At 72.0% G+C, this 23,260-nt stretch carries 19 protein-coding genes, 1 tRNA gene and 1 pseudogene; 12 read left to right on the top strand and 9 right to left on the bottom strand.

The genetic code is table 11. The features are described 5' to 3' along the window. Positions 1–76: 76 nt before the first annotated feature. Positions 77–149: transfer RNA gene (locus tag AMK10_RS09155), tRNA-Arg, on the top strand. Positions 150–374: 225 nt separating this feature from the next. Here the strand turns inward: AMK10_RS09155 and AMK10_RS09150 are convergent. Next, positions 375–809, bottom strand: coding sequence for a hypothetical protein (locus AMK10_RS09150; RefSeq protein ID WP_073746807.1), 435 nt, complete (start codon positions 807–809; stop codon positions 375–377). 175 nt (positions 810–984) lie between these two features. Here AMK10_RS09150 and AMK10_RS09145 point away from each other — a divergent pair. Continuing rightward, positions 985–1,531: pseudogene (locus AMK10_RS09145) on the top strand (TerD family protein); the annotation flags it as partial. Between the two features lie 41 nt (positions 1,532–1,572). Here AMK10_RS09145 and AMK10_RS09140 read toward each other — a convergent pair. Beyond that, positions 1,573–2,373: an HAD-IIA family hydrolase gene (locus tag AMK10_RS09140; RefSeq protein ID WP_073746806.1), complete on the bottom strand. Its 801-nt coding sequence runs from the start codon at positions 2,371–2,373 to the stop codon at positions 1,573–1,575. A 114-nt stretch (positions 2,374–2,487) separates the two neighbouring features. Between AMK10_RS09140 and AMK10_RS09135 the strand changes: the two genes are divergently transcribed. The 9 genes from AMK10_RS09135 to AMK10_RS09095 all read left to right on the top strand — a co-directional run bounded on the left by AMK10_RS09135 (position 2,488) and on the right by AMK10_RS09095 (position 12,893). Beyond that, positions 2,488–3,783: a phosphoribosyltransferase family protein gene (locus tag AMK10_RS09135; protein WP_073746805.1), complete on the top strand. Its 1,296-nt coding sequence runs from the start codon at positions 2,488–2,490 to the stop codon at positions 3,781–3,783. Positions 3,784–3,848: 65 nt separating this feature from the next. Beyond that, positions 3,849–5,627, top strand: coding sequence for a protein kinase domain-containing protein (locus tag AMK10_RS09130; RefSeq protein WP_073746804.1), 1,779 nt, complete (start codon positions 3,849–3,851; stop codon positions 5,625–5,627). A 27-nt stretch (positions 5,628–5,654) separates the two neighbouring features. Next, positions 5,655–6,794, top strand: coding sequence for a hypothetical protein (locus AMK10_RS09125; RefSeq protein ID WP_073746803.1), 1,140 nt, complete (start codon positions 5,655–5,657; stop codon positions 6,792–6,794). A gap of 94 nt (positions 6,795–6,888) precedes the next feature. Beyond that, positions 6,889–7,560 (top strand): GNAT family N-acetyltransferase, encoded by a 672-nt coding sequence (locus AMK10_RS36540; RefSeq protein ID WP_079180654.1) that lies wholly within the window; start codon positions 6,889–6,891, stop codon positions 7,558–7,560. A 268-nt stretch (positions 7,561–7,828) separates the two neighbouring features. Beyond that, positions 7,829–9,340 carry a sugar ABC transporter ATP-binding protein gene (locus AMK10_RS09115; protein WP_073746802.1) on the top strand — a complete coding sequence of 504 codons (1,512 nt, stop codon included), beginning with the start codon at positions 7,829–7,831 and terminating at the stop codon, positions 9,338–9,340. Continuing rightward, on the top strand, positions 9,337–10,389 hold the full coding sequence (locus AMK10_RS09110; protein ID WP_073746801.1) for an ABC transporter permease: 1,053 nt from the start codon (positions 9,337–9,339) through the stop codon (positions 10,387–10,389). Before AMK10_RS09115 ends, AMK10_RS09110 begins: the two co-directional genes overlap by 4 nt. Next, positions 10,373–11,425, top strand: a complete 1,053-nt coding sequence (locus AMK10_RS09105; protein WP_073746800.1) for an ABC transporter permease — start codon at positions 10,373–10,375, stop codon at positions 11,423–11,425. The genes AMK10_RS09110 and AMK10_RS09105 overlap by 17 nt, the downstream gene beginning before the upstream one ends. Before the next feature lie 47 nt (positions 11,426–11,472). Then, the gene (rhaS, locus tag AMK10_RS09100) at positions 11,473–12,561 is read left to right on the top strand and encodes a rhamnose ABC transporter substrate-binding protein (protein ID WP_073746799.1); all 1,089 of its coding nucleotides are present in this window, start codon (positions 11,473–11,475) and stop codon (positions 12,559–12,561) included. A 17-nt stretch (positions 12,562–12,578) separates the two neighbouring features. Then, the gene (locus AMK10_RS09095) at positions 12,579–12,893 is read left to right on the top strand and encodes an L-rhamnose mutarotase (protein WP_073746798.1); all 315 of its coding nucleotides are present in this window, start codon (positions 12,579–12,581) and stop codon (positions 12,891–12,893) included. 64 nt (positions 12,894–12,957) lie between these two features. On the opposite strand, the gene AMK10_RS09090 is transcribed toward AMK10_RS09095, so the two are convergent. From AMK10_RS09090 to AMK10_RS09070, 5 genes are all read right to left on the bottom strand, one after another. After that, positions 12,958–14,151: a wHTH domain-containing protein gene (locus tag AMK10_RS09090; protein WP_073746797.1), complete on the bottom strand. Its 1,194-nt coding sequence runs from the start codon at positions 14,149–14,151 to the stop codon at positions 12,958–12,960. A 71-nt stretch (positions 14,152–14,222) separates the two neighbouring features. After that, positions 14,223–15,176 (bottom strand): STM4015 family protein, encoded by a 954-nt coding sequence (locus tag AMK10_RS09085; protein ID WP_073746796.1) that lies wholly within the window; start codon positions 15,174–15,176, stop codon positions 14,223–14,225. Positions 15,177–15,283: 107 nt separating this feature from the next. Further along, positions 15,284–16,885, bottom strand: a complete 1,602-nt coding sequence (locus tag AMK10_RS09080) for a vWA domain-containing protein (RefSeq protein ID WP_073746795.1) — start codon at positions 16,883–16,885, stop codon at positions 15,284–15,286. A gap of 126 nt (positions 16,886–17,011) precedes the next feature. Further along, positions 17,012–17,896 carry an ABC transporter permease gene (locus tag AMK10_RS09075; RefSeq protein WP_073746794.1) on the bottom strand — a complete coding sequence of 295 codons (885 nt, stop codon included), beginning with the start codon at positions 17,894–17,896 and terminating at the stop codon, positions 17,012–17,014. Further along, positions 17,893–20,745, bottom strand: a complete 2,853-nt coding sequence (locus AMK10_RS09070) for an alpha/beta fold hydrolase (protein ID WP_073746792.1) — start codon at positions 20,743–20,745, stop codon at positions 17,893–17,895. Before AMK10_RS09070 ends, AMK10_RS09075 begins: the two co-directional genes overlap by 4 nt. A gap of 130 nt (positions 20,746–20,875) precedes the next feature. Here AMK10_RS09070 and AMK10_RS09065 point away from each other — a divergent pair, with 130 nt between their 5' ends. Continuing rightward, positions 20,876–21,316: a GNAT family N-acetyltransferase gene (locus AMK10_RS09065; RefSeq protein ID WP_073746791.1), complete on the top strand. Its 441-nt coding sequence runs from the start codon at positions 20,876–20,878 to the stop codon at positions 21,314–21,316. 70 nt (positions 21,317–21,386) lie between these two features. Here the strand turns inward: AMK10_RS09065 and AMK10_RS09060 are convergent, their stop codons facing one another. Together AMK10_RS09060 and AMK10_RS09055 are read right to left on the bottom strand one after the other, a co-directional pair. Beyond that, positions 21,387–21,995: a DUF4291 domain-containing protein gene (locus AMK10_RS09060; RefSeq protein ID WP_073746790.1), complete on the bottom strand. Its 609-nt coding sequence runs from the start codon at positions 21,993–21,995 to the stop codon at positions 21,387–21,389. A 137-nt stretch (positions 21,996–22,132) separates the two neighbouring features. Further along, complete coding sequence (locus AMK10_RS09055) at positions 22,133–23,227, bottom strand: peptidoglycan-binding domain-containing protein (RefSeq protein WP_073746789.1); 1,095 nt, start codon at positions 23,225–23,227, stop codon at positions 22,133–22,135. Positions 23,228–23,260: the final 33 nt, after the last annotated feature.

Here is a 23,260-nt window from a genome sequence, read left to right as displayed (position 1 = left end):
CTGAGCCCTATCCTTGTCCCGGCACGGTCACGGATGGCTTGAACGAGCGCCTTCCGGGGCACCAGGCCGACACCCGGCCCCCGTAGCTCAGTGGATAGAGCAGGCGCCTTCTAAGCGCTTGGCCGCAGGTTCGAGTCCTGCCGGGGGCGCGCAGTTCGCGCAGCGTGAGGCCCTCCTTCGGGAGGGCCCTTTTTGCGGGTCACCGCACCGTAACGAGGACGGCGTAGCGAGCGCGTAAGCGCCGGGCCGGCCTCGACTGGGTGTGAGGGCGGTCCGGCGCGGTCCTGCTTCCGAGTGCCGGGGGGCGGCTCGCGGTGTGATCCGTTCGCTGCCGGCGCCCCCGGGACCCCGTACTCCCCGGAACGATCAGGGACTCACTTCTGCTTCACGGGCGGGCAGGTGCCCGTGTCCTCACCGATCGAGTTGATCTCGGCGTTCGAGCGGGAGTCGTTCGCGTAGTTGATCTGGTCCGTGCACTTGGTGTCCGGGTCCTTCGGCGTACCCGACGCCTCACCGGCCTTCTGCACCGGCGGGCAGGTGCCCGTGTCCTCACCGATCGAGTTGATCTCGGCGTTCGACCGCGAGTCACCCGCGTAGTCGACCTGATCCGTGCACTTCGTACCGGACGCGGCGGGCGTATCGGGCGACTTGCCCTCCACCGCGTCGGCCTGCGGGGTGTTCGTGGTCGTCACCGACGAACTGCTCGCGGCGGAGGTGGGGGTGTCGCCGCCGTCGTTGCCGCACGCCGTGAGCGCCAGGCCGAGAGCCACCGCGGTCATGGTCAGTGCCGAGATCTTCCGAGTGCGCATGCTGGTCTTCCTCTACGTGGGGGAGCGGGCGAACGGGCTGGGCGATCGTTCGCCCGTGTGGCTTTCTGCCTCCCCAGACGGCCGGCGCGGTTGCCCGAGTTGCTTCTTGATCGTCTTCAAGACACATTCGTGACATGAGGCGCCGGGCACCGATCTGCACAATGACCGGAGCGCACGCGGGCAGTCCCGATACGTGCTGCCCCGGGGCGGCGTCGTGGACCTGCCCCAGGATCGATCCGTGGCGGTGCCGTGGACCGTCACGGCCACCTGGGGCGCAGCAGACGGACTGCGAGATCGATATCGTCGCGTTCGTCGTCGACGAGGACGAACAGGTCTCCTTCGACGAGGACTTCGTGTTCTACGGCGCTCCGGAGAACCCGGCCGGCACGGTGCGCGTACTCGGTGACGGGCCCACCGAGCAGACGGTCGATGTCCGTCTCGGCGCGCTCCCGCCCTCCACGCGTCGCGTCGTCGTCGCGGCGGCCATCGACGGCGCGCTCACCGTCGGCGACATCGGCGCGATCCAGATCACCGCCGCTCCGGGCACCAGCGCGGCGCCCCTCGCACAGTCCACTCTCGACGCCGCGACCACGGAGCGCACCATGCTGCTCGCCGAGTTCTGCCGTCGCGGGCCGCTGTCGCGGCCGCGAGCTGTGGGGCAGGGGTACGACCACGGCCTCGGCACCCTCGCCCATGGGTGCGGAGCTGACGTATCGGACTGACGGACCGCCGCGCGGGCCGCTCGCCTCCGCGGGAGACTCCCTCAGCCCCCGAGCCGCTCCAGCAGCTCCGGCAGGTCCGCGAACGAGTCCAGTACGTGGTCCGGGGTGCCGTCGGCCGACGCGTGGGTCTCCCGGGTGTACTTGCCGGTCCTGACCAGTACCCCGGTGATGCCGTGGCGCTGGGCGCCCAGCACGTCCGACTCGATGTCGTCGCCCACCATCAGCGCCTGCCCCGGGGCTGCCTCCAGACGGACCAGGGCCGCGGCGAAGAAGGCCCCGGACGGCTTGCCCGTGATGACGGCCTCGGTGCCCGCCGCCCGTTCCAGGCCGAGGAGGAACGCCCCGGTGTCGAGGTCGAGTCCGTCGGCCGTGCGCCAGTACAGGTTGCGGTGCATGGCCACCAGGTCCGCTCCCCGCCGGACCAGGCGGAAGGCGCGGTTGAGTGCCTCGTACGTGAAGGCGTCGCCCGCGCCGCCGAGGACGACGACATCGGGCACGGCGCCGTCGTCGTCCTCCCGTTCGACGAGGGTCACGCCCGACAGGTCGGCCTTGACGTCACCGGCGCCGATCAGCAGGCAGCGGGCCTCGGGGTGGTGCTTCCGCAGATGGGCGGCGGTGACGGCGGGAGCGGTGAGGATGTCGTCCGTTTCCACGGGGAAGCCCCGGCCGGCCAGCAGCTCCGCGATCCGGGCGCGTGTCACCGAGGTGGTGTTGGTGACCAGCGCCAGCGGGACGCCGGTGGCACGCAGGCGTTCCATCGCCTCCACCGCTCCGGGCAGCGGCTCCCAGGACACCGTGAGTACGCCGTCGATGTCGATCAGGACCGCGCCGATCCGCTCCATACAACCGACCGTCCCCGACTTGCCGAACCGGCGCAAATGGGATTGTTTCGAAGGTGGGGGTGCGCGTGTGTGTTCCGCTTCCCCCGTCGGATACCTCTCTGGAGGTGAACCACCGTGCTGTTCACCGACCGCACGGATGCCGGACGGCGGCTCGCCGCGGCACTGCGGCACCTGGAGCGGCGCGATCCCGTGGTCCTGGGGCTGCCGCGCGGCGGGGTCCCGGTGGCGTACGAGGTGGCGCAGGCCCTCGGCGCCCCGCTCGACGTGATCGTGGTCCGCAAACTCGGTGTGCCCTACCACCCCGAGCTGGGGTTCGGCGCCATCGGTGAGGGCGGGGTGCGCGTCATCAGCGACGAGATCGTCCGGCACGCCGGGGTCCGGGAGAAGGACCTGGCCGCCGTCGAGCGCACCGAGGAGGCCGAGCTCGTGCGGCGGGCCGGTGCGTACCGGAAGGGCAGGCCCCGGCTGCCGCTGCGGGGGCGCCCGGTGATCGTGGTGGACGACGGGATCGCCACCGGGGCGACCGCCCGGGCGGCCTGCCGGGTGGTGAAGGCGCAGGGCGCCGCCCATGTCGTACTGGCGGTGCCCGTCGCGTCACCGGATGTCGTCGCCAGGCTGCGTGAGGACGTGGACGAGGTCGTGTGCCTCTCCACGCCGAGCCTCTTCTCCGCCGTGGGCGAGTGGTACAGGGACTTCTCCCAGACCTCGGACGAGGAGGTCGTCGGCCTGCTCGCCCGGGTCCCCGGCGGCCGGGCCACGGCCGAGGACGTCGAGGTGGACGCGGGCGGGGTCCCGCTCGCCGGGGATCTCGTGATGCCCGAGGACGCCGGGGCGGTCGTGGTGTTCGCCCATGGCTCGGGCAGCAGCCGGCACAGTCCGCGCAACCGCTCGGTCGCCGCGGCGCTGAACCGGGCGGGGCTCGGCACCCTGCTCTTCGACCTGCTCACCCCCGGGGAGGAGGTCTACCGGGCGAACGTCTTCGACATCGACCTGCTGGCCGGGCGGCTCGCGGACACCACCCGCTGGGTGAGGGACCGGGTGCCGGTCCCGGCCGGCACCTTCGGGGCGAGTACGGGGGCCGCCGCAGCGCTGCGGGCCGCCGCCGCGCCCGACGCGGGTGTCGGCGCCGTGGTCTCCCGGGGCGGGCGCCCCGATCTGGCCGGGGCGGACCTGTCCGGGGTGCGGGCGCCCACCCTCCTGATCGTGGGCGGCGACGACACCACGGTGATCGATCTGAACCGGCAGGCGCAGACGGCGCTCCGGTGCCCGAACCAGCTGGAGATCGTCCCCGGCGCCACGCATCTGTTCGAGGAGCCCGGCGCGCTGGAGCAGGTCGCCGAGCTGGCCACGGCCTGGTTCACGACGCATCTGCTGCCGCCTCGGCCGGAGCCTTCCGGGAACGGCCGGTAAGTACGAACTCTCTTTCCCAAGAAGTGATTTGACAGGCCATTAGGTGTCGTAGGCTCCGGTAGGGCATTTTTGGCAGGGACGAGCAGGGGAGGCTCTCCATCAGCACCGACGGCGACATATTCAGACCCCTCGGGCCCCAGGATCCGCGCGAGACCGCCGGTTACCGGCTCCTCGCGCGGATCGGTGAGGGCGGGATGGGCACCGTGTACCTGTCGCACACGCGGGGCGGGCAGGCCGTGGCGCTGAAGCTGATCCGGCAGGAGTTCGGGGACGACCCCGAGTTCCGCCGCCGGTTCGAACAGGAGGTGCAGGCGGCCCGCCGGGTGCAGGGATACCACCTGGTGCCCGTGGTCGACCACGACACCTCGGGACCGCTCCCCTGGCTGGCCTCCGCCTATGTGCCGGGGGTGGCGCTGCACACCGCGCTGGAGGCGTACGGGCCGCTGCCGCTGCCCGCGGTGTTCCAGCTCGTCGGCTGCACCGCGCAGGCCCTGGCCGCGATCCACGCGGCCGGAGTCGTGCACCGGGATCTCAAGCCCGGCAACATCCTGCTCGGGCCGGCGGGTCCGTGCGTGATCGACTTCGGTATCGCCCGGGCGGCCGACGCGACCCAGCTCACCCGCTCCGGCGGCATCATCGGCACGCCGCAGTTCATGTCGCCGGAGCACGCGCTCGGGGACGCCGTCGGCCCCGCCACCGACGTGTTCTCGCTCGGTCTGATCGCCGCGCTCGCCGCCACCGGGCGGCACCCGTACGGAGCGGGCGGGGCCATCACCATCGCCGCGCAGATAGCCAACACCTCCCAGCGCCCGCCCCGGCTGGACGGCTACCCGGACGCGCTGCGCCCCGTGCTGGAGCGCTGCCTCGCCGCCGATCCGCGGGAGCGCGTCACCCCGGCCGAACTGGCCGAGATGTGCGAGCGGGCCGCGGGCCGTTCCCTGCGCGACTTCGGGGACTGGCTGCCGCCCGCTCTCACCGCGGAGATCGCCCGCCGGGAGACGGCCTCGCAGCAGCCGCCGCCCGCCCCGGCCCAGGGCACCACGGGGTCCGGCTGGGGGGCCACCGTGCCTCCCGGGACCGGCCCGGCGGTCCCGCCTCCCGCGACGGACACCTGGGCACCGGCCCCGCCGGACACCGCGCCCCGTCCGGGAGCCACGGCCCCGCCCGCACCCACGGGGCCCGCCGCCCCCGCCAGGCGTGTGCCGCCCTTCCTGCTCGCGGCCGGTGCGGTGGTCGCCCTCGTGCTGGCCGTCGTCGTGACCTGGACGATCGCGAGCCCCGACGACAAGGACGACGACCCGTCCGCCGGGCCGGGCGCCACGACCCGGTCGAGTGCCGCCGCGAAGGGGGACGGCCCGTCCGAGGACGCCGGGAGCGGGTCCGCCGACCCGCCGGCCGGGCCCACGTACACCGAGGTCTTCGCGGACAAGCCGCTGACGATCCGCGCCCCCGCCTACGGCACCGGCACCCATGTGGACCTCGACGCGCCGAAGCTGTTCCCGAACGGCAGGATCGGCGAGAAGGAGGACCTGGAGATGACGTACCAGGACTGGTCCAACGACGATCTGCAGTTCCTCACCCCCATGGGCAGGAGCGCGGGCACGAGTCCGCAGCAGTGCCGGGACGGCGCCGACACGGACACCCTGCCGTCGAGCATCCCCGTGGAGGACCTGAAGGCCGGAGAGATCATCGCCAAGGGCACGGTCCTCTGCACGGTGACCGCCGAGGGCGCTCTCGCGATGCTGGAGGTCACCGACGTACTCCCGAACTCGGTGAAGGGTGATCTGACCAACGAGCTGCCGGACTTCGTGACGAAGCTGACCCTCTGGAAGATCGACGAGTAGCGTCCACCGCGCGGAGGGGCCGATCCGATGGACAACCACCTGACCACGGACTTCGACGAGGCGTGCTTCCTCGTCGATCTGTCCAACGTGGTGCGCAACCGGCGGCTCGGTGAGCCAGGTGCGCGCTCCCTCAAGCGGCTGCGCCTGCTCGTGGAGGCCGCGAAGTCACTGGCGCGCGACCCGGACGTCAAGCTGTATCTGGTGGCCGACAGGAGCCTGCGGCACGGCGGGCGCCGGGAGTTCGGCGACCTGGGCGACATCCGGCAGCTCGGCAGCTGGGTCCGGCGCGGGCTCGTCGAGGAACTCGCCGACGCCGACGACCGCTTGCTGGAACTCTGCGAGCTGACCGGCATCCCCGTCATCACAGGCGACCGTTTCCGGGGAGCGCGCGGTGAACGCCCCTGGCTCCAGGGCAACACCGACGACTTCCTGGAACCGGTCCCCGGCCCGGCCGGCACGGTGCGGCTCATCCCCGTCGACATGGGCGTCGCGCACGCGTCGGCGATCTCCATGAAGCTGGAGGAGGACGCCCTCAAGAAGCAGGGGCTGCTCGATGCGCGGCGCCGGCCCCGCTTCGATCTGGTGAGCAGGAACTGGCGCTGCGAGGACCGGCGTTGCACGCTCTACGACACCACGAAGGGCTCCGCCGCCCTGCTCCCCCGGGTGCGCCGCTCCTCCCCGACCTGCGAGATGCACGGCGGCGTCCTCGTCGACGACGGGCCGCGCACGGCGACGGTGCAGCTGAAGCTGCTGCTGGACGGGGAGCTGAAGGGCAGGTTCACCCTGGAGAACGGCACGAAGGTGCCGGTCGGCCGGGCGCCGGGACCGGGCGGCATCGCGCTCCACGGGCTGATCCCTGCCGACCGGACCAACGGTCTGAGCCGGGTCCATGTGGACCTCAGGATCAGCGACGGGGTCGTGCACGTCCTGGACCGCAGCAGATACGGCACCACCCGGTGGCGTTCGGCCGCCGGGCGCGGCGGTCCCGGCCGCTGGCGCAGACTGGGCACGGCCGAGGAGCGCTTCGGCGGCGGGGACGAACTCCAGCTCGTGGACGGCGTGGTGCTGGCCAGGAGCGGGCGCCGCTTCCCGACCGAGCTGGCCCAGGAGTGGCAGCGGCGCGGCCCGCTCCCGCCGGACGCGGCGGACGTGACCCGGATGCACTGAGCGGGCGGGACCCGGGCCGCGTACGGGGACACGGACGCACCGGCCGGGCCGCGTACCGCGCCCGGACGTAGGGATCAAGGGCAGGGGGCGCGTCATGCGGGTGCTGCGGCTGGACGGAGCGGGCGTGCTCGCGCACGCCGACGGCATCCGGCGGGTGTACGCCGACGTGTTCTCGGCCCCGCCCTGGAGCGAGGACCCCTCCGAAGCCGCGCGGTACGCCGAACGGCTGGCCGCCGACGCCGGACGGCCGGGGTTCACCGCCGCGGTCGGCCTCGGCACGGGCGCGGTGGGCGAACGCGCGAACGTGGGCTCGGGCTCGGGCTCGGGCTCGGCGGACGATGACGCGGGCGCGGGCGCGGGCTCGGGTGCCGCGGCCGAACTCCCCGGCGCCGTGGCCGGATTCGCCACGGCCTGGATCACGCCGGACGTCTTCCCCGCCGACCGCAGCTACGGGGACGTCGCGCGTGCCCTCGGCCCCGGGCGGGTCGGCGCGTGGCTCTGCGGGGCCCTGGAGGTCGACGAGCTCGCCGTCGCCCCCGCCGCGCGCGGCACCGGCCTGGGCGCGGCCCTGCTCGCCGCGGTCGCCGAGTGCGCGCCCGAGGGGCGTTGCTGGCTGCTGACCTCCCTGCGGGCGGAGGCGACGCTGCGCTTCTACGGGCGCGCGGGCTGGCACCAGGTGCCCGTGGCGGTGCCCGGCAGGGCCGGGCTCGTCGTCCTCCTCGGTCCCCGCCATCCGGCGGCGGCCGGCCTCGCCCGCCGGACCTGAGCGAAACACCCGCTGCGGACTTGTGAGTCGAGCGATGCACGACCGTTATATGAATCGATTCAAGAACGGAGGAAGATAGTGGGCCGCCCGGAGGCTGTCAAGGGCACCCACCCAATCCCCGCATCCAGGTGCCACATCACCCTCCCCGCCGAACTTCCGGGAATCAACCCATTGACTGCGCCCGCAATCCCCGTTTAGCTTCCGAGCAACCTCATTGAAACCTTTCACGGCGAGTGGCGTGACCCAGCCCCACCGCTGAGGAGCTCCCATGAACCAGTCCGCCCCGGTCCTGGCCCTCAAGGGCGTGAGCAAGTCCTTCGGTGCCGTACGGGCCCTGCGGGACGTGTCCTTGCAGCTGTTCCCAGGTGAGGCCCACGCACTCGCGGGTGAGAACGGCGCAGGCAAGTCGACCCTGATCAAAGCCCTCGCCGGAGTGCACCGTCCGGACGACGGCGAGGTGCTCCTCGACGGTGAGCCCGTCGTCTTCCACGGCCCGGCCGACGCGCGTGACGCCGGAATCGCCGTCATCTACCAGGAGCCGACGCTCTTCCCGGATCTGTCCATCGCCGAGAACATCTTCATGGGCCGGCAGCCGCGGCGGTCCCTCGGCCGCATCAACCGCAAGGCCGTGCACGAGACGACCGCCGGACTGATGCGCAGGCTCGGGGTCGATCTGGCACCGGACCGCCCGGCCCGCGGGCTGTCCATCGCCGACCAGCAGATCGTCGAGATCGCCAAGGCGCTCTCCTTCGACGCCCGCGTCCTGATCATGGACGAGCCGACGGCGGCCCTCACCGGCAGCGAGACCGCCCGGCTCTTCTCCGTCGTCCGGGCGCTGCGCTCCGAGGGCGCGGCCGTGCTGTTCATCTCGCACCGCCTGGACGAGATCTTCGAGCTGTGCCAGCGCGTCACGACCCTGCGCGACGGCCGGTGGATCTCCTCAGAGCCGCTGGAGGGCCTCACCGAGGACGACCTGGTGCGCAGGATGGTCGGCCGCGACCTCGACGACCTCTACCCCAAGCAGGACGCCGAGGTCGGCGAAGTCGCCCTGTCGGTGCACCGGCTGACCCGCGAGGGCGTCTTCCGTGACGTGTCCTTCGACGTCCGGCGCGGCGAGATCGTCGCGCTCGCCGGGCTCGTCGGCGCCGGACGCACGGAGGTCGCGCAGGCGGTCTTCGGAGTCGACCGGGCCGACGCCGGTGAGGTGAAGGTGGCGGGCGCGGTACTGCGCCCCGGCTCGCCGACCGCCGCGATGGACGCCGGGCTCGCGCTCGTCCCCGAGGACCGGCGCCAGCGCGGCCTCGTCATGGATATGTCGATCGAGCGCAACATCGGTCTGACCGGGCTGTCCGAGGTCCGCAAGCGCGGGCTCGTCAGCCGGGCCCTGGAGCACGACAGGGCCGCCGACTGGGCGGTGCGGCTCCAGCTCAAGTACAACCGGCTGGCCGACACCGTGGGCGTGCTGTCCGGCGGCAACCAGCAGAAGGTCGTTCTGGCCAAGTGGCTGGCGACCGGCCCCGCCGTGCTGATCGTCGACGAGCCGACGCGCGGGATCGACGTCGGCACCAAGGCGGAGGTCCACCGGCTGCTCTCCTCGCTGGCGGCGGACGGCCTCGCGGTCCTGATGATCTCCTCCGACCTGCCGGAGGTCATCGGCATGGCCGACCGGGTGCTCGTGATGCACGAGGGCCGGCTCGTCGCCGAGATCCCCCGCGAGAGCGCCACCGAGGAGTCGGTCATGGCGGCGGCCACCGGACGCAATGAAAGGGCAGCGGCATGACCACCACCATCGAGAGCCCGCCGGACTCCGTGAAGACGCCGGAGCGCAGTGCCTCCTCGCTCGTGGACGCGGTCTTCCGGGCGCGCGAGATATCCATCGCGGGCGCGCTGGTCCTGCTGATCCTGGGGACCTATCTGGCCAACCCGCGCTTCTTGTCCGACCAGGGCGTCAAGGACCTGCTGCTCAACTCGTCGATCCTGGTGCTGCTGGCGGTCGGCCAGTCCGTCGTCGTGATCACCCGCAACATCGACCTGTCCGTCGGCTCCGTCGTCGGTCTGTCCGCCTTCGCCTGCGGCAGGTTCGTCGCGGGGAGCGACCACGGTGTGCTGACCGTGATGCTGCTCGGCACCGCCATCGGCATCGTCTGCGGCCTGGTCTCCGGCGCCCTCGTGAGCTTCGGCAGGGTCCCTGCCCTGGTGGTGACCCTGGGGATGCTCTACATCATCCAGGGCATCGACTACTGGTGGGCGCAGGGCGAGCAGATCAGCGCCTCCGACGTGCCGGAGGCCGTGCTCGGCCTCGGCAGCGGCAGCCTGCTGGGCGTCCCGTACCTTCCGCTGATCGCACTCGTCCTGCTCGCGGCGACGGCGTACTACCTGCGCGCCTACCGCTCGGGGCGTGAGCTCTACGCCATCGGGTCGAGCCCCGAGGCCGCGCGCCTCGCCGGCATACCGATCCGGCGCCGGGTGCTCGCCGCGTACGCCTTCTCCGGGGCCGTGGCCGGCTTCGCCGGGGCCCTGTGGCTGGCCCGCTTCGGCACCGTCGTCGCGGACAACGCGCACGGCTGGGAGCTGACCGTCGTCAGCGCCGTCGTCGTCGGCGGTGTCGCCATCACCGGCGGCACCGGCACCGTCTGGGGCGCCGCGCTCGGCGCCCTGCTGCTCACCACCATCGGCAGCGTCCTGGTCGTGCTGAAGGTGGACTCCTTCTGGCAGGGCGCGATCACCGGCGCTCTCCTCCTGCTGGCCATCAGCGTCGACCGGATCGTGAACCTGCGGATGACCGCCGCACTGAGGAAGAGGAACGCCCGTCATGACCACGGCGCCTGACACCAAGACGGCTCCCGCGCCGCGGGCCGTATCGAAGCCCTCCCTGGTACGCGGCCTCGCGCTGCGCTGGGACACCGCGGTCGGTGTCCTGCTCGTGGCGGTCATCGTCGTCGGACTCGGGACCACCGAGGGCTTCGGTTCGGGCGAGAACCTCGCCTTCGCCTTCAACGACATCGCCGAAGTCGCCATCATCGCCCTGCCGATGACCCTCCTGGTCGTCGCGGGACAGGTGGACCTCTCGGTCGCCTCCATGCTGGGCCTGGGCAGCGCGCTGACCGGCGCCCTGTGGGAGGCGGGCTGGGCCTTCGAGACGATCGTGCCGGTGGTGCTCCTGGTGGGCGTCGCCGGAGGTCTCCTCAACGGCTGGCTGGTCACCAAGGTGGGCCTGCCCTCCCTCGCCGTCACGATCGGCACCCTGGCGCTCTACCGGGGCCTGGCCTCGGTGGCGCTCGGCAGCGACGCGGTGACCGACTTCCCGCAGGTCTACGCGGACTGGGCGGTCGACACCACGACCGTCCCCGGCACCTTCCTGACCTACCCGGTGCTGCTCTTCATCGTCCTGGCCGCCGTCACCGCCGTGGTGCTGCACGCCACCGGTCCGGGCCGCTCGCTCTTCGCGATCGGCGCCCAGGAGGAGGCCGCCTACTTCGCCGGTATCCGGGTCAAGCGGATCAAGCTGCTGCTCTTCGTGGTGACCGGGCTGTTCTCGGCCTTCGCGGGTGTCGTCTTCACCCTCCGGTACGGAAGTGCCCGCGCGGACAACGGACTCGGCTTCGAGATGCTCGTCATCGCCTCCGTCCTCCTCGGCGGCATCGACTTCGACGGCGGGAAGGGCACGCTCTTCGGGGCGGTCGCCGGTGTCCTGCTGATCGGGGTGCTGAAGAACCTCCTCACGCTCAACGACATCGCCAACGAGGTCCAGGTCATCGTGACCGGGCTGCTGCTCGTGGCCTCCGTCCTCACCCCCCGGATCATCGCCACCGTCGCCGAGCGACGGCACAGGCGAGCCGCGAACACCCCCGCGCCCCAGTCATGACGCCCCTCCCCCGTCCCCCCGTACCTCTTCGAAAGGCACACGCCGCCATGATGCTCCGCAATGCCGCTGGGCGCCGCGCCGTCGCTACCGCAGCAACCGCCGTCTCCCTCGCCCTCGCCCTCACCGCCTGTTCGGGCACCACGAAGGACAGCAAGGACACCGGGAGTTCCGCGAAGACGGGCAGCGCGGCGAAGGCCGACCCGGACGCCCCGCTGAAGAAGGGCCTGAAGATCGCCTTCCTGCCCAAGCAGATCAACAACCCGTACGAGAAGATCGTCGACGAGGCGGGCATCGAGGCGGCGAAGGAGTACGGCGGCACGGGCAAGGAGGTCGGCCCGTCCGACGCCAACGCGTCCTCGCAGGTCTCCTACATCAACACCCTGATCCAGCAGCGCCAGGACGCGATCCTCATCGCGGCGAACGACCCGAACGCGGTGTGCGGCCCGCTCAAGCAGGCAATGAAGAAGGACATCAAGGTCGTCGCCTACGACTCCGACACGGCGAAGGACTGCCGTCAGCTCTTCATCAACCAGGCCAGCTCCGAGGAGATCGGCCGCAGCCTGGTCCAGCACCTCGGCGAGCAGATCGGCTACAAGGGCAAGATCGCGATCCTGTCGGCCACCCAGAACGCCACGAACCAGAACACCTGGATCGAGTTCATGAAGGAGGAGCTGAAGCTCCCCGAGTACAAGGAGATGGAGCTGGTCAAGGTCGCGTACGGCGACGACGCCGACCAGAAGTCCTTCCAGCAGACCCAGGGCCTCATGCAGGCCTACCCCGACCTCAAGGGCATCATCTCGCCCACCACCGTCGGCATCGCCGCCGCGGCGCGCTACCTGAGCGACTCCTCGTACAAGGGCAAGGTCGTGCTCAACGGGCTGGGCACGCCGAACCAGATGCGCAAGTACGTCAAGGACGGCACCGTCGAGCAGTTCTCGCTGTGGAACCCGGAGGAGCTCGGCTACCTCGGCTCCTACGCCGCCGCCGCGCTGGCGTCGGGCCGGATCACCGGCGCCGAGGGCGAGAAGTTCGAGGCGGGCAAGCTCGGTGAGTACACCGTCGGCAAGGACGGCGAGGTCATCCTCGGCGAGCCGACGGTGTTCGACTCCAAGAACATCGACACGTTCAACTTCTGATCGGGGGAGCCGGTTCCATGCAGCGCGTCTGCTTTCTGCTGAAGGTCCGTGAGGACCGCAAGGACGAGTACCGGGAGCGCCATGCCGCGGTGTGGCCGGACATGCTGGCCGCGCTGTCGGAGGCGGGCTGGCACAACTACTCGCTGTTCCTGCGCGAGGACGGCCTGCTGGTCGGCTATCTGGAGACGGAGGACTTCGACGCCGCCAGGGAGGCGATGGCGGCGACCGAGGTCAACGCCCGGTGGCAGCGGGACATGGCGGAGTTCTTCGAGCAGTCGGAGGCCGCCGACGAGGCGATGGTCCCGCTGACCGAGGTCTTCCACCTGGCCTGATCGCACAGGCCCGCCGCCCCGGCCGTCCACGACGACGGCCGGGGCGGGATGCGTTCAGCTGTCCTCAGACCGCCAGAGAGCCCCGCACGTCCGGGTACTCCACCTCGTCGGGGAGGTCGTACCCCAGGGCGGTCAGCCGTGCGGCGACGTCGGCGGGGCTCCGGCCGGTCAGGCCGGCGCTGCGCAGGACGTGCTCCAGGTGGACGCCGTCCCGGTACGACCGGTCGACGGTCTCCAGCAGCCGGATGTCCGCCTCGTCGGCCGTCTCCGGCAGCTCGGCCTTCTCGTGCAGTGGGTGCCCCAGTTCGGTGAGCCTTTCGGCGACCGAGGCGGGGCTCCGCCCGGTGACGAGGGAGGCACGCAGGACGTGCCGCATCGGCAGACTGGCGACGTGGCTCCCCTCCAGCCAGGGTCCCCGGCCGTCGAGTCCCTTGCTGAGCGCGACGAGGTCGTCGTCGTCCAGCGGGCCGGGCACCGCTCCGCCCGGCTTCCCGCCTCGCAGCACCGCCAGCCGGGCGACGACGTCCGCCGCGCTGCGTCCCGTCTCCCGTGCGACGGTGAGGACGTGCCCGAAAGGCGACCCCGACCAACGGCCCATGTAGTGGGGGCGGTAGGTGACATGGAGGGTGAGGAGCCGCTCGTCGCCGGGTTCCGGGGTGTAGGGCAGCCGGAGGCCGAGAGCGGTCAGCCGCACGGCGGCGGCGTGCGGGCTGCAGGCCAGGTACTCGGCCACTTCGAGGACGTGACCGGCGGACACCTCGTCGCCCCAGCCGAAGTACGTGCCGTACCCCTTGCGGTCGGCGCAGATCAGCATCACGTCGCGGGGGCCCGGAGTCTCCGGCAGCGACCCGCCGCCGCCGATCCGGAATCCGAGTGCGGTGAGCCGTCGTGCGACATCGGCAGGCGCACGCCCGGCGTGCTGGGCCGCCTGGAGAAGGTCGTACAGGGACACCGGCTCACCGGCACCGAGCCACTGCTGACGGTGGGCGTCGTGCCCCTCCCTCTTCACCAGCGAGGCGTCCTCCGCACCGATCGAGTCGGGCCAGGGTGTTTCCGGGTGCTCGACATCGGCGTACCCCAGCTCGGCCATCCGGGACGCGACGGCGGCTGGGGCCCGCCCCTGGATGGACGCGGCGTACAGCACGTGTCCGTAGGGCACCTGCTGGGCCGGGTCCAGCCAGGGGTAGTGGCCGTTGAGGTTGCAGCTGGCGAGCAGGAGGTCGTCGGGGTCCTGGGACGCGACGGGGGCGTGGGACACGCTGCGGTCCTTTCGTGTGCGCCGGCCTGGGGGCGGCGTGGATGCTTCAAGGGGATGACCGGGCTGTTCGCTCATTCGGAGACCGAGATGAACCGTTGCGGCCCGTCGTCGTCGGCGTACGTGTCGTCCGCCTCCTGCCGGGCGGTGAGGTTCACCCGCACCCCCTGCGGCTCCAGCTCCGTCCAGATCCGCAGCATCATGTCCTGGCTGAGGAAGTGGTGCGAGAGGTCCAGCTCACGCAGGTGGGCGAGCGACTGCCCGTCCAGCAGGGCCTGCGCGCCCTCATCGCCGAGGGTGCCCATGGACAGGCTCAGTGAGGTCAGCCGGCGCACGACCGGCGCGGTGGCCAGCGCTGCCGCCAACTCGTCCTGTTCCGGGCTGTTCTGCAGTCCCAGGTGGCGCAGTGCGGGTTTCCCGACACCGGCGAACAGCGGGGCGAGGTCCCCGACCGTGGTGCCGCCGCCGTACCACTCGTCGCCCAGCCACAGCTCCAGGCGCTCCAGGGACGGCAGGGAAGCGGCGGCTATCTGGGCGGCCGCCCCGGGAGGCAGCCCGCCGGACTCCACGCGCAGCACCCGCAGGTTCGCGTGTCCCGTGGTGGGGAATGCCAGGCCGTCCCCGCCCCGCACGCCCAGTTCCCGGAGCCCGGGGAACGCCTTCAGGAGTTCGGTGAGGTCGTCCAGGCCGATCGTGGAGATCATCGCCTCCTCGTCCTCCAGATCGCCGAGGAAGACCGCCTCCAGCCCGGTGAACCGGGATCGCAGGGCGATGAGTTCGTCCAGATCGCCCCCGCCGTCGCTGTCGTACCAGGGACTGCCGAGGATCAGGGCCCGTACTTCTCCGAGGTCGACCGACTCGGTGAACGTCTTCCAGTACGGTCCGGACCTCTGATCGGTCGGGTACGGCCCGCAGTGGAGCCGCCAGGCCACGGTGCCCGGCGCGGGCAGGTCCGTGGGGTCCGCGTACGGCGGAAAGGTGAAGACCGGCAGTCCGTGGAACTGCTCGACATGGTGGACGTACGACAACTCGGTTCTCCTGACGGTCCGTTCGACGGCTGTGCAAGGGTTTCTACCAGCCGCCACCGACAGGACCGGCCGCCCGGCGGGGCCCCCGCCGGGCCCGGACGGGCGTCTCAGCCGACTTCGCCCTCACCCTCGTCGCCGGGTGATCCGTCCCCGCCGCCGTTCCTGATCCGCTCGGCCTGTTCGATCATGGTGGCGAGTTTCTCCACGGCGCCGTCCTCGGTGGCGGAGGCCAGCTCCCTCGCCCGGCCGGCGAGCTCGCCGAGCGCGGGCGTCCCGGGGAGGTCGCCGCCCCTCAGGATGTCGGCGAAGTAGGCGGCCACTGCCGCCACCTGGAGCCTGGTGCCCTCACCGCCCCAGAGCCTCCCGTCGATCGAGCCGGTCTCCACGGAGCCCGTCCGCTCGTGCGCCTTGCGCGTCTTCGGGTCCTGCCAGCGCACCGTCGCCGTCGCCACGTGACCGGAGGCGCCCTCGCGGAGGCGGACGGCGTAGAGCGCGGTCACCGTGTGGCCGGGGCCGACCTCGCCACCGTCGACGCTGTCGTCGCGGAAGTCCTCGTCGGCGACCTTGCGGTTCTCGTAGCCGATGAGCCGGAACTGCTGGACCGTCTCGCGGTCGAAGGCCACCTGGGCCTTGGCGTCACGGGCACGGAGTTCCACATGGGCGGGCAGCTGGTCGACGAAGACCTTCCGAGCCTGGGTCTCGTCGGCGATGTAGGTCGTGTTGCCGTCGCCCTTGTTGGTGAGCCGCTCCATCAGCGCGTCGCCGTAGTCGCTGCCCACGCCGACGCCGAACAGCGTGATGCCGTACTCCTCGCGTGCGTCGTCGATGCGCTCCAGGATGGCGTCGGCGTCGGTCTCGCCGGTGTTGGCCAGGGCGTCGGAGAGCAGGACGACCCGGTTGGTGGCGCCCTTGCGGTGGCCCTCGACCGCCTCGTCGTAGCCCTGCTGGATGCCGGCCGCCACATTGGTGGAGTCGGTGGGCTCCATCCCTTCGATGGCGTCCCGGATCCTGGTGCGGTTGCCCTGGAGCCGGGTCATCGGCAGCCGGGTCTCGGCCTCGTCGCTGAAGGTGACCAGGGATACGGAGTCGTCGTCGCGCAGTTCGTCGGCGAGGATGCCCAGCGAGGTCTTCGCCAGGTCGAGGCGGCCGGGTTCGGCCATCGATCCGGAGATGTCGACGACGAAGGCCAGTGCGGCGGGCGGGCGTTCGCCCGTCTCCGAGGCGGGCCTGGTGGCCAGCCCGACCCGCAGGAGCGACCAGTCGGAGGCCCCGGCACCGGGCGCGGCGCCGTCCACGGACACCGAGAAGCCGTTGCCCTCGGGCGGTCGGTAGCCCTGACGGAAGCTGTTGACGAACTCCTCGGGCCGCACGGTGTCGGGCGACGGCAGCTGCCCGTCTCCGAGCGTGCGCCGCGCGTATCCGTAGCTCGCGGTGTCCACGTCGAGCGCGAAGGTCGACAGGTAGTCGGGCGCCACGCTCTCCCGCTCCGCGCCGTCCTCGGCCGCCGCCCCGTCCTCCCGCTGCCCGGGTGCGGCGGACGGAGCGCCGGGGGCGGGCTGCTTGCCCCCGGCGGGTCCGCGGCTGCCGCTGCCGCGGTCGGCCAGGGCGGACTCGTCGCCCGAGTCCGACCCTCCGCAGCCGGTGATCAGGATGCCGCCCGCCAGGAGCAGCGCCAGCGCCCCTCGATACGTCCTTGCCCTGCGTTCCATCGTTACCCCCCACGTCGTGGACATCTGTGAATGTGACGTGCGGGGCGCCCGTGCGGAGTCGTCAGAAGCGTTGCGGAACCGTCTCGAAGCGGCAACGGCGGCGGGTGGGACTGCGGAACATCAGCTTCAGGACACGATGTCCTTACGACTGAACCCCCGGAAGGCGAGGGCGAACAGGATCAGGGCATAGGTCACCGATACCGCCGCGCCCTTGGCCATCCCGCCCCATTCGAGATCGGGCTGCAGTGCGTCGGCCCAGGCGAACTGCCAGTGCGCGGGGAGGAATTCGCGCCATGATCCGAGCGCGGTCACCGCGTCCAGGACATTGCCGACGATCGTCAGGCCTACCGCGCCGCCCACCGCGCCGAGCGGGGCGTCCGTCTTGGTGGACAGCCAGAACGCCAGTCCCGCGGTGACGAGCTGGGAGACGAAGACGAAGGCGACCACGAGCGCGAGGCGCGGCACGGTGTCCGAGGTGGAGAGCGCGCCGCCGGTGGGCAGCTTCAGCGGCCCCCAGCCGTACGCCGCGGCTCCCGCGGCCAGCGCGACGACCGGAAGCAGCACCATCGCGGCCAGGCTGAAGCCGAGCGCCACGACGAGCTTGCTCCACAGCAGCCTGGCCCGGGGCACCGGCGCCGCCAGCAGATAACGCAGCGACGACCAGCTGGCCTCGGAGGCGACGGTGTCCCCGCAGAACAGGGCGACCGGCACCACGAGCAGGAAGCCGGCGGAGACGAAGAGGCAGGTCGCGGCGAAGTTCGCCGCCGACTCCGTCGCCACGTCCATGAGGTTGATCCGCGAGCCGCCCCCGCCGCCGCCCTCGCCGCCCGGCGTGCCGCCGATCGCGAAGGCGATGATCAGGATGAACGGCAGCGCCGCCAGCACCCCGCCCATGAGCAGGGTGCGGCGCCTGCGCAGCTGCCTCATGGCCTCCACGCGCAGCGGCAGGGTGCGGCGGGCGTGGTAGCCGGGGGCTTCGGCCAGTGCCTGGATCTCTGGTGCGGAGCTCATGCGGATCCTTGGGAGATGAGGGTGAGGAAGGCGTCCTCCAGGCGGCGGTGCGGCCCGACGCCCGTCACCGGCACGTCGAGGCGCACCAGTTCGGCGACGAGCTGCGCCGCGGTGGCACCGTCGAGACGGACCAGCAGCCCGCGGCCGTCGTCGGTGCGGACGGCGGAGCCGATGCCCGGGAGCGCGGCCACCTTGTCCAGGAGCGCCTCGGGGACCTCGGCGTCCGTGGTGACGAGCAGCATGTCCCCGGAGCCGGTGATCTCGGCGACCGGCCCGGCCTGGACGAGCTGTCCGCGGTCCATGACCACCAGGTGCGTGCAGGACTGTTCGACCTCGGAGAGGAGGTGGCTGGAGACGATCACGGTCCGGCCCCCGGCCGCGTACCGGATCATCACGTCCCGCATCTCGCGGATCTGGGGCGGGTCCAGCCCGTTGGTCGGTTCGTCGAGGATGAGGAGGTCCGGCATGCCGAGCATGGCCTGCGCGATCGCGAGGCGCTGCCGCATGCCCTGGGAGTAGGTGCGCACGGCGCGGGCGAGTGCGTCGCCGAGTCCGGCGATCTCCAGGGCCTCGTCGATGTGGGCGTCCTCGGCGGGCCGCCCGGTGGCCTGCCAGTACAGCTCCAGGTTGGAGCGGCCGGAGAGGTGCGGGAGGAATCCGGCGCCCTCGACGAAGGACCCGACGCGGGACAGCACGGGCGCGCCCGGCCGGATCGCGTGCCCGAAGACGCGGATCTCTCCGGCGTCGGGGGTGATCAGGCCCATCAGCATGCGCAGGGTGGTGGTCTTGCCCGCGCCGTTCGGTCCGAGGAGGCCGAGGACCTGCCCCTTCTCGACCCGGAAGCCGAGGTCGCGCACCGCGTACCGGTCGGCGGACTTGGCGTACTTCTTGGACAGGTCCGTGATCTGGAGCGGTACGCCGGTCAGCGCCGGGTCCGGGGCGGGCGTCGCCGTGCGCCGGCGCGCGGTGAGCAGGAGCGCCGCGGCGATCACGGCGGCGGCGGCCGGGAGCCCCCAGATCCACCAGGGCAGGGACGCGGCCGCGGTCTTCACGGCGGGTGCGGTGGGCACCGCCAGCGGTCCGTCGAGGGTGACGGTGTACGTCGCGGGCTCCGCGGGTGAGGCGTAGCCGAGGTCGGTCGCGGAGAGGACGAGGCGGAGCCGGTGTCCCGCGTCGACCTCGTGGTCGATGGCGGGCAGGGTGAGCTCGACCGGCTTGCCCTGCTCCTCGGGGGTGATCCGGTAGGGGGAGACGAGCTGGGAGGGCAGCACCTGCTGCGTCCCGTCCGGCGATACGTCGTACACCTTGCCGAACAGGACGGCGTCGCCCTCGTCCGCCTTCACGTTCACACGGACGGTGGGCGATCCGGTGACGTGCACGGCGCTGTCCAGCGGGGCGGACTCGAAGCGCGCGTACTGCCCGGGGAAGTCGAGCGAGAGGCCGACGCCGAGGGAGGACAGCTGGGAGAGCCCGCCGCCGATGCCGGGGACGGCTGAGATGGAGGGCGGGTTGGCTCCGGCGGGGTTGCTGAAGGTCTGCGTGAGGCCGCCGGAGGGCGCGTCCCGGCCGCCGGCCGTGAGCTCCTCGCGTCCGCCACCGGTGTCCCCGGTGTCCTGTCCGCCGGTCCCGCCGCTTCCCTGTTCGCCACCACCGGCCGCGGCACCGTCCCGGCCGTCGGCGGGCCGGTCCTGGCCGCCGCCCGCCGGGGCGTCCTGTCCCCCGCCCGTCGCGGGCGGCTGTCCGGCACCGGTCAGGGTGATCTTCCGGCTGCCGCTGGAGAGTCCGGGGTAGGTGTCGCTGCTAGCGCCGCGCTTCAGGGCCGCGCCGTCGGTGGAGTCGACCCCGCCGGTCCTGGTCACCCGGAAGCCGGGGCCGGTGTCGGCGCCCTTCTCCTCCTTCAGATACCGGTCGAACCAGTCACCGATCCGGCCCTCGACGCGGTCGCCCTCGTCGTCCCCTCCGTCGTGGCCGCCCGCGATCCAGTCGACGGAGACGGGCGCGCCGTTGGCCTCGACCGCCTTGGCCATGGCATCGGCCTGGCCGAGCGGGAAGAGCGAGTCGCTCTGGCCCTGGACGATGAGCGCGGGTACGTCGATGCGGTCGGCGACGGCGGCGGGGGAACGTTCCGTCAGGAGCGCACGCGCCGCCGCGTCGGGCTTGCCGGTGACGGCGACCCGCTCGTACATCTCGCACAGCTGCTTCTGGAACTTCTCGCAGCCGCCGCCGGAACTGACGAAGATCCCGGCCCAGAGCTTCTTGAACACCCCGTCCGGGAAGAGCGCGTCGGCGAGGTTCCAGTAACTGATCACCGGGGCGATGGCGTCGACCCGGTCGTCATGACCGGCGGCCAGCAGCGACACCGCGCCGCCGTAGGAGGCACCGGTGACACCCACGCGCGGGTCGCCCTTCGCGTCGAGCTGCACCTCGGGCCGGCCGGCCAGCCAGTCGATGAGCCCCGACACGTCCTCGACCTCGCCGTCGGGGGCGTTGAGCGTGATCTCCCCGGTGGTCCTCCCGAAGCCACGGGCCGACCAGGTCATGACGGCGTACCCGTCGGCGGCCAGTTTCTCGGCCTGGTCGCGCACATCGTCCTTGCTGCCGCCGAAGCCGTGCCCGATGAGGACGGCGGGCCTGCGCTGAGCACCCCCGGAGGTGAAGTACGAGGTGTCGACCGACACCCCGTTCATCTTCATCATCCGGTCGTGCCGCTGCACGGAAGGGACACTGTCGTCGGCGACGGCGGTCCAGGTACCCGCACCCGCGAGCACGGCGAGGGCGGCGACGACCGCGGCCCACCGGCCTCGGGTACGGGGCAGCCGGTGCCGCCACCGGGAAGTCGGTTTCTCCATGACTCGACCCTAAAGGGCTCGCACCCGGGGTCCCGGCGCCGTCAGGGTGAGGTACGCCGCCTCCCCAAGAGGTACACGATCCCCGCCCCGTACTGCGGACGCGGTACACCCACCCGGCGAAAGGCCCTTCATGGACATCCGCGCCGCGACCACGACGGCCGAGCTCCTCGGCGCCGCGCACCTCTACGACGCCCTGCCACGCCCGGAGTGGGCGGCCCGTTTCCTCGCGGCGGGGGGCCATCTGATGCTGATCGCGTACGTGGACGACGCCCCGGCCGGGTTCGTCTCGGGCATCGAGATGCTCCACCCCGACAAGGGCACGGAGATGTGCCTGTACGAACTCTCCGTCGACGAGCCGTACCGCCGCCGGGGCATCGGGCGTGCGCTGACCGGGGCCCTGGCCGCCGAGGCCCGGGAGCGCGGTTGCTACGGCATGTGGGTGGGCGTGGACCGCGACAACGAGGCGGCGCTCGCCACCTATCGCTCCGCGGGGGCGGCGGACGAGGGCGACTTCACCATGCTGGCCTGGGAGTTCACCGCCGACAGCGAGTCGGCCGGGGGTGCGCCGTGACCGGGGGCCGGTTCACGGTCCGGCCGGTGGTGGGTCCGGCCGGCACGGGCCGGGGTTCACGGCCCGGGGCTCACGATCCGGCCGGCACGGGCCGGGGCGCGTCCAGGTCCGTGAGCGGGGCCTCCACCGGGAGCAGCCGGGACGCGCCGTCCAGGTCGCCGGCCCTGACGAGCCCGTGGATCTCGTGCGCGAGCGGGGTGACATCGCGTACGGAGACGAGCCACTCGTCCGCGTACCTCCGGGCCGCCTCGCCGCTCAGCCCCAGCTGGAGGGAGCGGTGCGGGAGCGGGTTCAGCCGGAGGTCGCGTTCCGGGTCCCACTGGACGCGGGCCGGGCTGTGGCGCAGCCCGCGCTGCCAGGCGGCGCGGTCGGGGTGCACTCCCCTCACGTAGTGGGAGAGTTCGGCGTTCTCCAGGGCCCAGGCGAAGCCCTCGCGGGTGATCTCGACGGCGAGCACGGTCTCCTGGCCCTCCTTCCCGCCCCAGCCGCAGCGGTACATCATCCAGAGGAAGCTCGGCTTGATCCACGTCATGCGGTCGCGCTTCCAGGCGGACGGGAAGCGGCCGTCGCGGGCGGCCGGGAGGCCGATGGCGGGCCGGTAGGCCTGGTAGACGGTGACCGTGGTGGCCGTGTGGTGGGCGCGGATCTCGTAACGGGGCGGCTGGAGCTGGTCGTTCATACGCCCAGGGTGCGGGACCCGGGCGCAGCGCGGCACCTGGTTTTTCTGCGCGCTGCCGCGGCCGCACGCACGGGCCGGCGGCCCCTTCCCCCTGCGTGGGGGGAAGGAACCGCCGGCCGGGTGCCGGACCGCTCGCGTCAGCGGCTGCCGAGCAGGGAGCGCCAGGTCTGCGGGCCGACGACGCCGTCGACCTGGAGCTTGTGGTTCTTCTGGAAGGCCACCACTGCGGCCTTCGTCTTCGTGCCGAAGCTGCCGTCGACCACGAGGCCGTAGCCGTAGACGTTCAGCTGTGTCTGCGCGGCCTTCACCGCCTGGCCGGACGAGCCCGACTTCACCACCTTGGTCAGCTTGGACCAGGTGTTCGGGCCGATGACTCCGTCGGCGGCCAGGGACCGGGACTTCTGGAACTTGATCACGGCGGAGCGGGTGTTCGGGCCGAAGACGCCGTCGGCGGAGACCGTGTAGCCGTGCGCGGTCAGCAGTTGCTGGGCGGACCGCACGTCCGCGCCCTTGGAGCCGTTCTGGAGGACCGGCCAGGAGACGCCCGGGGACGGGACCTGCCCGCCGCCACCACTGCCGCCACCCAGCTTGACCGGGCGGAAGGGGTCGTAGTTGTCGTTGCCGATCCCGTACGTGAGCTTGCGGTGGGTCGTGCCGTACGTACCGCGCTGCTCGTACGCCCAGTAGGAGCTGTGCGCCGTGTTGGCCCACTTCTCGAAGATCACCACATGGCGGAAGTCGCCGTCCGCGGTGCTGTAGTCGATCAGCAGGTCACCCTTCTTCAGCTGACTCGTGCCGCTGAGCCGCTTGGTGACGCCGTTCCGCGAGTCGGCCAGCCCGACGGTGTTCAGGCCGGGCTTGCCCAGCCCGAGCGTCATGGAGACGAAGCCGGAGCAGTCCTGGCGGTAACCGTCCTTCCAGTTGCGCTCCATGCTGTACGGCACCGGGCCGCCGTTGTTCGCCGTGAGCCAGACGCGGGCCCGGTTGATCATCGTGTCGGGCGAGAGCGTGGCCGTGGCCATGGTCGACAGCCCGCCGGTCTGCGTGACGAGCGGGCTGTCCGCCTCGGGCTCGGGCCCGTAGTCCGCCTGCCGGGCGGCGGCCGTCGCCTGCTCCGAGGTGTCGCTGTCGGCGAGTGCCGGTACGACGATGATTGCTGCCGCGAAGCTTCCGGCGGTGACACCGAGGAGCGTGATCCGTGCGCGGCGCGAGAGTCGACTGCGAAGTGACATGGTTCCCCCGTTTGTTGTGGCACATCGGTGTGG

Origin of the sequence: Streptomyces sp. CB02058, from assembly GCF_001905505.1 — a bacterium.
GTDB lineage: Bacteria > Actinomycetota > Actinomycetes > Streptomycetales > Streptomycetaceae > Streptomyces.
This window is presented reverse-complemented; position numbering and strand designations above follow the sequence as displayed.

Bases quoted from the DNA above. Each gene is read 5' to 3' on its own strand.
- AMK10_RS09065 (WP_073746791.1), top strand. From the start codon at position 20,876: ATGGACATCCGCGCCGCGACCACGACGGCCGAGCTCCTCGGCGCCGCG.
- AMK10_RS09125 (WP_073746803.1), top strand. From the start codon at position 5,655: ATGGACAACCACCTGACCACGGACTTCGACGAGGCGTGCTTCCTCGTC.
- AMK10_RS09140 (WP_073746806.1), bottom strand. From the start codon at position 2,373: ATGGAGCGGATCGGCGCGGTCCTGATCGACATCGACGGCGTACTCACG.
- AMK10_RS09055 (WP_073746789.1), bottom strand. From the start codon at position 23,227: ATGTCACTTCGCAGTCGACTCTCGCGCCGCGCACGGATCACGCTCCTC.
- AMK10_RS09075 (WP_073746794.1), bottom strand. From the start codon at position 17,896: ATGAGCTCCGCACCAGAGATCCAGGCACTGGCCGAAGCCCCCGGCTAC.
- AMK10_RS36540 (WP_079180654.1), top strand. From the start codon at position 6,889: ATGCGGGTGCTGCGGCTGGACGGAGCGGGCGTGCTCGCGCACGCCGAC.
- AMK10_RS09105 (WP_073746800.1), top strand. From the start codon at position 10,373: ATGACCACGGCGCCTGACACCAAGACGGCTCCCGCGCCGCGGGCCGTA.
- AMK10_RS09095 (WP_073746798.1), top strand. From the start codon at position 12,579: ATGCAGCGCGTCTGCTTTCTGCTGAAGGTCCGTGAGGACCGCAAGGAC.
- AMK10_RS09110 (WP_073746801.1), top strand. From the start codon at position 9,337: ATGACCACCACCATCGAGAGCCCGCCGGACTCCGTGAAGACGCCGGAG.
- rhaS (WP_073746799.1), top strand. From the start codon at position 11,473: ATGATGCTCCGCAATGCCGCTGGGCGCCGCGCCGTCGCTACCGCAGCA.
- AMK10_RS09150 (WP_073746807.1), bottom strand. From the start codon at position 809: ATGCGCACTCGGAAGATCTCGGCACTGACCATGACCGCGGTGGCTCTC.
- AMK10_RS09115 (WP_073746802.1), top strand. From the start codon at position 7,829: ATGAACCAGTCCGCCCCGGTCCTGGCCCTCAAGGGCGTGAGCAAGTCC.
- AMK10_RS09060 (WP_073746790.1), bottom strand. From the start codon at position 21,995: ATGAACGACCAGCTCCAGCCGCCCCGTTACGAGATCCGCGCCCACCAC.
- AMK10_RS09080 (WP_073746795.1), bottom strand. From the start codon at position 16,885: ATGGAACGCAGGGCAAGGACGTATCGAGGGGCGCTGGCGCTGCTCCTG.
- AMK10_RS09070 (WP_073746792.1), bottom strand. From the start codon at position 20,745: ATGGAGAAACCGACTTCCCGGTGGCGGCACCGGCTGCCCCGTACCCGA.